The sequence below is a fragment of the Serratia sp. T13T92 genome, from assembly GCF_047530105.1.
Lineage (GTDB): Bacteria > Pseudomonadota > Gammaproteobacteria > Enterobacterales > Enterobacteriaceae > Chania > Chania fonticola.
The window spans coordinates 1-5,506 of record NZ_JBLJAK010000087.1 but is presented as its reverse complement, the minus strand read 5'-3'; the positions used below and the strand labels follow the sequence as shown (position 1 = coordinate 5,506).

Here is a 5,506-nt window from a genome sequence, read left to right as displayed (position 1 = left end):
GTGCTAATTTATGCGGATATCAGCGCGGGGGCGATCAGGCGGCACCGACGTTGATGTGAGGTAGGGGGCTTAAAGACGGTTGAGGCAGCAACGCTGCCGTGCTCGCCCCGAAGGGGCGCTACGTTCTTAATTCTTCTGACCCAATACCTAGGCGCCTATATTCTGGGGATCAGGAAAGCGGAAAGCTGGATGACCGAACAAGAAGCGGTGAGAGGAGAATTATTTTGGGTGAACACATTCCTGTTAGTCTTTATCGTTCCTGTTTACGAAGAAATGGTGTTCAGAGGATGTCTTTTCAGTGGGTTGCTTCAGGTCTTCAGAGGAAACATCTACCTTTCTGCGCTCACGACGTCAACTGTCTTTGCCATTCTACATACCCAATACTCGGATATACGCACGTTCGTGATCCTGACGCTGGTGTCGCTGCTTTTGATTGCGGCACGTGTTGTTTCGAAGGGATTGGCAATACCGATACTGCTGCATATGCTGATGAATGGTTTTATCATGACGCTCGGATATTATTTTTCTTAATGTCAGAGTCGAAAATACTGCATATCCACCAATTAGTCGTTCTTGATCTTTAGTACGTTTCTTTTCCACCACCCACTGGTGAAAAACAAATACGCTAAAGCAATTAGCGCCGAGTAACACAAGGATGTAACAACGGAATAGGCATCAATCTTAACGTTCTGAAAAAGGTTCGCGACAGTAAAACAAACAAAAAAAAGTACGAAGGCCTTAAGAAATTTATTCATTATTATTGTCATCCGAGCTTTTTAGGCCAGGGATTTCCTAGCCTAGTCTAAGTTACCAGTGACACTGACCATTGACACTGTTTTTGTTGCTATCCCCGCCAAAGGCACCACCCCCACCGTTGTTGCCGCTGTTGTTGCCATGAGTAGCATTCCAGGCGGCATCAAACCCAGCACCGCTAATCACGCTGCCTGCAACGCCACCGATGAGACCACCTACAGGGCCGCCAACCATTCCACCAATGACACCGCCGACTGCGGCACCCGCCCCGGTTGATGCATCACGTCCAGAATCATGACCGCGGGTTCCGCCACCATTGTCTGAACGATCACCGCCGTTGTTGCCGCGCCCACCTGAGACAAAATCCAGCATAGAAGGATCAAGAACTTTCATAAATAACTCCTTTTGAGGATGAAACAACAATGTGTAAATTTATGTAAAGCATCCAATTATTAACCTACTTACAGTAGGTATTCAAGGGAAATCATTAGAAAATTTAAGCTATTGATATAAAGATAGATAATATCTGTATCAGTGAGAGGAAGCGATTAGCCTGGATGCAACGAGCGAAAGATTGATGCATCCCCTAGACAGAAGTGACTAACGTGACAAAATTTTGGCGGGTTCCCGCTTACAACCCCGATTTGAAACAAGGCCTGGGGGTTTCTGGCCTGAAAGAGAAAGAAGTTGATGTCGTCGATAATATCGTCAGAATAAAGGACTCTCGTGAAGGGATTATTGAGTCTCGGATGATGGAATGCATCGACGGTGAAGTTATTGTGACGGTCAATGAAGAAATAAAGAATTTCAGGGAAAAAGAATTTAATCTTCTCAATGCTCAATTATCTATGGTGCTTTATATCTGTTCACAGACAAATGACATCAGGGAGGTAGGCAAACCCAAACGTCCAGGGAGGAATAAAGGGCAGGCTTATTCTGGCGATGAATCACCGGCAGAAGACATTAGGGAATGGAATGTTGGAATACGGATGGGGCAGGCGATACGGCAATATAGTCAGTCAGAAACAGTTGGTGAAGATAAACTGACAACAACAGGCAGAAAACGTCCTCATGTACGTCGGGGGCACTGGCATACGTACTGGACGGGAAGCCGAAAGCCGGAATTGGCCCATGAGCGAAAACCAAAATTAAAGTGGTTGCCACCTGTACCGGTAAACTCGGAGGATGTAGACAGCTTGCCTGTCGTTATCACACCCGTTGAGAAGTGAGTTTGGGAAAAATCGGTGTCGTCCATGCTCTCTGGACGCTCACGTATGATAGCACAGCGCCCGATTGGACTTTACCTCAAATGCCCCCATAGGTATGCTTGAACCTCAGCAGTTTTAGCTTCATGATTTATGTTCTTCAAGGAAACGTTGTAGTAGCTGGTTTTATTACCAAAACATACACATCGATAGAGGTTATCATGAGTTACATTCATATTATTGCGCACATGAAAAAAAAGAATTCCAATCCTAAAGTCAAAGAAAAACCGATATTGCACATTGAGGCTGACTGCAAAAGCAAAGAGGATGCGTTAACCAATATCCTCATTCCTTACGTTTCGAATTCGGGACGAATTCTAATTGGAGGGGCTATTGTTTCGGCTGCTGATATTGAAAAAATTTCAGTCTTTGAAAGCCATGAAGATAGTAAAACGCTTTACAGGATAAAATCTCAAGAAATGGAGGCGAGTTCGACACGCATGGCCTCACAGGGCGTTATCGGCTTTTTTGGCACAACACTGTATGGCGCGATCCATAGCAAAGCTCAGGAAATCACTAATGACATCTTGCGTGAAGCCATGAATAGACACAGGCCCGTGGTGTGAAAACCACAGGGAGCTAGGCGACCTTCGCCCAGCGCGTTTCTTGCTCTCTAAGCCTGTCCCTCAGCGTGTTGCTTAGCGATCCACGGCCTGGCCTTCGTCGGTTGGGCTTTACAGGAGGACTCCCCAGCGCCGCTACCCAGCCCCCGTTGGCCCGGCCTCAAAACACTACATCTTGTAACGATCGCCGCTGACCGAGGCACTAGATGTAGTGTTTACGCCCCTTTCTACGGCGATTTTCGGTCCCCGACCCGTCCGGGTTAGCCTTTCCTGCCTGCTGCGTTATAATCCGTTGTGGATCAGGTGCCTGCACATCTGTATCCGGGGCAAGCGGCGGTAACGGGGGCGTTACTGACCGCCTCGCTCCCTCCCCTCCTGATTGGGTTTTTCCCGCACATTCCGATAACTCCCCAAACACCCCAGCGAACGATCACCGAATTATTGCGGTCGCCCTGCGCCGCCTGTTCTGCCACAATTTACCTCACCGGCTCACCCTGTCGTTATTTTGATGACGGGACGATGAAAAAAACGCCAGATTGCGGAGAGTAAAAAATTGCGGCTTATCCCTCACAACGACACCCAGAATTCACGTAGCGCGATCAGCCCGATGTGGAGCTATGAACACGCCGTTCGTTTACGTCAAATGGCGTTGGCCGCCGATCTTCCCCTCCCGCATTATCTGCTTGCGCCCGAAGTGGCCGTGTTGCTCTCGTACCTGCCCGACATGCGCCAGCGGTTGCTCATCGATACGCTGTGGAATACCGGTGCCAGGATCAACGAAGCGTTGGCCCTCACCCCGAACGATTTTTTCTTCAACGATGTGATGCCGTTCGTGCGGTTACGTACCCTCAAGCAGCGCACCACCAAAAAGCCGGTAGGCCGTCCGACCAAAGAGGCCAGCCATGTTGTGCCGCTGCGGGCGGTGCCGTTGCCGGATCTGGCGTATCAACGCCGGGTGCAGGAGTATTTTTCGACATTCAAGTTGATGGCGCGACGTGCGTCACCGATTTGGGATATCAGCAGTACCGAAACCCCCCGCAACTGGTTGAAGGCCGCTGTGGGCCGGGCAAGCCGTGACGGTGTCACCTTCTCGATCACGCCTATCGTGCCCAAGACGTTCCGGCACAGCTTTGCGGTACATCTGTTGATGAATGGGGTGCATATCAAGAAGGTGCAGGCGCTGATGGGCCATGAGCGCCTGGAAAGCACGGAGGTGTACACCAAGATCTTCGCCCTGGACGTGACGCGCGATCTGGGGCTGTCGTTCTCGATGTTACCGGAAGAGGCGCTTCTTTTACTCAAGTCGAATGCGTAGGGGAATTTACGGGGGCTATAAATGCAAAAAACCCCGTTGGTAGCGGGGTTTTTGCACTGCGTTGACTACGTGGTGGGTAGCTTTCGCAGCGTGGTTATCTTCTTCTTCGCCCTTCAATTATACCCCTAGCTACCCCTTAGATCAAACCGGTGGTTGAAATGTTGTACAACCCTTATATAATCGCCAGCGCGGGAAGAATAAAGATACCAGTTGAACCAGTGATTTATAGTCATTTAAGTGTTCTCCTTAAAGCTTCACTAAGTCCTAGCTGTAACGGGTGGTGCCGACAGTGCCTTGGCTGGCAGCGTGGTTATCTTCTTCTTCGCAGATGAAGGCATATGTTGATAGGCGCATTGAGGCAACGCATGTGTTCGAGTCACGCTCCACAGAAATGGAGGAGCGAGTTATGTTAGCGTTGATTATTGCGTTGCTTAACTTGGTTGCAGCGATTTTGCAACTGATTGAATGGTTCTTGTAAGTTGAGGCCGTTCGGGGGAGGGATACCTGTTGCCAACCGGGGATCTCTTCCCCACCCCTCTCTTACTGTCATTATCCCTGGTAAATCTCAAGAAACAGAAAATAGCTTCAATCTTGCTGCAATATCCTATTTGACAGTATTCATGATGCCAAAAAGGTGCCTTTTTGGTGCTATTTTGGTTCATTTTTGGTGTTGCTATGGTTCCGCCTTATACCGTAAGTGCCGGGGTAATACGCTGCCGGCATACTGGAAAAATAGTGCTTGAACAGCCAATGGGCATGCAGATCGATGCCCAATACCCCGTTGCAGAAGCTGGGCACTACGATGATTATCGGCATGGAGCGGGAACCGCTCGGCACCATTGGCCAGTAGCCAAATGGTCCGGGTGATCCCCTCGGTAAAGCTGAATGCAGGAACCGGCAAACCCTGGTCCAGAATAAATCGGCAATGCGGATCAGCTAACGGTACCGGGTTACCTGCGCCGTGGGAAAACCCTTTTTCTGCTTCATGAAATTTACGGTCGCGTCGCCACGCGGACTCATCTCCGCGGCTGAGTTCCGGCACTATAGAATTCGGATCATTGCGCCAGGCTGACAATAGTCTGTGCCGGTCGGCAATGACAATATGACTTTCACTGGTATCCGAGAGCGCCTGCTCCATATAGGTAAACCTTCCCTCCCGCAGCGGGATTTTGAAGCGGCAGTATATGATGTCGTTGAATCTGCAACTGAATACCCCCTCGATCAGGTGCTGAGGATAGTCGTTCACGTCAATGTGTTTACTGATTAAATTTGATGTGATATTGATACTCATTTGGTGCCGTTTGGGTACCTTTTTGGTGTTATTATGGTGCTGTTTTTCCCTGCTTAGTTGTTTCGTGTCTGGTACTGGTCAATCAACGTACTCCCTGCCAGGTATCAGTCTGCCATACCTTCCCGATACTGGCCAAAAGCCGGAAAATTAAAGTGGGGACGTTATTGAAGGGGTTCTGCTCTGGCAACAAGTGTTCATGGTTAGGAGATTGAATCGACCATTTTTGAGATCCCTAACCATAGATCGTAGCGTGGCAGAGTCGCTGATGGTGGGAGTCAATGATAGATGACGTATGAAAATGCCAGTTTTGCCGTGTTTT

Annotated in this window: 6 protein-coding genes; 4 read left to right on the top strand and 2 right to left on the bottom strand. The window is 49.2% G+C overall.

The features are described from left to right. Nucleotides 1-189 precede the first annotated feature (189 nt). Nucleotides 190-531, top strand: coding sequence for a lysostaphin resistance A-like protein (locus ACMV5I_RS29000; protein WP_414825914.1), 342 nt, complete (start codon nt 190-192; stop codon nt 529-531). Nucleotides 532-807: 276 nt separating this feature from the next. On the opposite strand, the gene ACMV5I_RS28995 is transcribed toward ACMV5I_RS29000, so the two are convergent. Further along, nucleotides 808-1,146 (bottom strand): hypothetical protein, encoded by a 339-nt coding sequence (locus tag ACMV5I_RS28995; protein ID WP_414825913.1) that lies wholly within the window; start codon nt 1,144-1,146, stop codon nt 808-810. A gap of 212 nt (nt 1,147-1,358) precedes the next feature. Between ACMV5I_RS28995 and ACMV5I_RS28990 the strand changes: the two genes are divergently transcribed. From ACMV5I_RS28990 to ACMV5I_RS28980, 3 genes are all read left to right on the top strand, one after another. After that, nucleotides 1,359-1,982 (top strand): hypothetical protein, encoded by a 624-nt coding sequence (locus ACMV5I_RS28990; RefSeq protein ID WP_414825912.1) that lies wholly within the window; start codon nt 1,359-1,361, stop codon nt 1,980-1,982. Nucleotides 1,983-2,179: 197 nt separating this feature from the next. Next, nucleotides 2,180-2,584: a hypothetical protein gene (locus ACMV5I_RS28985; RefSeq protein WP_414825911.1), complete on the top strand. Its 405-nt coding sequence runs from the start codon at nt 2,180-2,182 to the stop codon at nt 2,582-2,584. A 697-nt stretch (nt 2,585-3,281) separates the two neighbouring features. Next, nucleotides 3,282-3,896: a tyrosine-type recombinase/integrase gene (locus tag ACMV5I_RS28980; protein ID WP_414825910.1), complete on the top strand. Its 615-nt coding sequence runs from the start codon at nt 3,282-3,284 to the stop codon at nt 3,894-3,896. Between the two features lie 673 nt (nt 3,897-4,569). Here the strand turns inward: ACMV5I_RS28980 and ACMV5I_RS28975 are convergent. Further along, entirely contained in the window at nt 4,570-5,187 is a 618-nt protein-coding gene (locus tag ACMV5I_RS28975) for a plasmid fertility inhibition factor family protein (protein ID WP_414825909.1), read from the bottom strand. Nucleotides 5,188-5,506: the final 319 nt, after the last annotated feature.

Coding starts and splice junctions, on each gene's coding strand:
- ACMV5I_RS28995 (WP_414825913.1), bottom strand. CDS start 1,146: ATGAAAGTTCTTGATCCTTCTATGCTGGATTTTGTCTCAGGTGGGCGC.
- ACMV5I_RS28975 (WP_414825909.1), bottom strand. CDS start 5,187: ATGAGTATCAATATCACATCAAATTTAATCAGTAAACACATTGACGTG.
- ACMV5I_RS28985 (WP_414825911.1), top strand. CDS start 2,180: ATGAGTTACATTCATATTATTGCGCACATGAAAAAAAAGAATTCCAAT.
- ACMV5I_RS29000 (WP_414825914.1), top strand. CDS start 190: ATGACCGAACAAGAAGCGGTGAGAGGAGAATTATTTTGGGTGAACACA.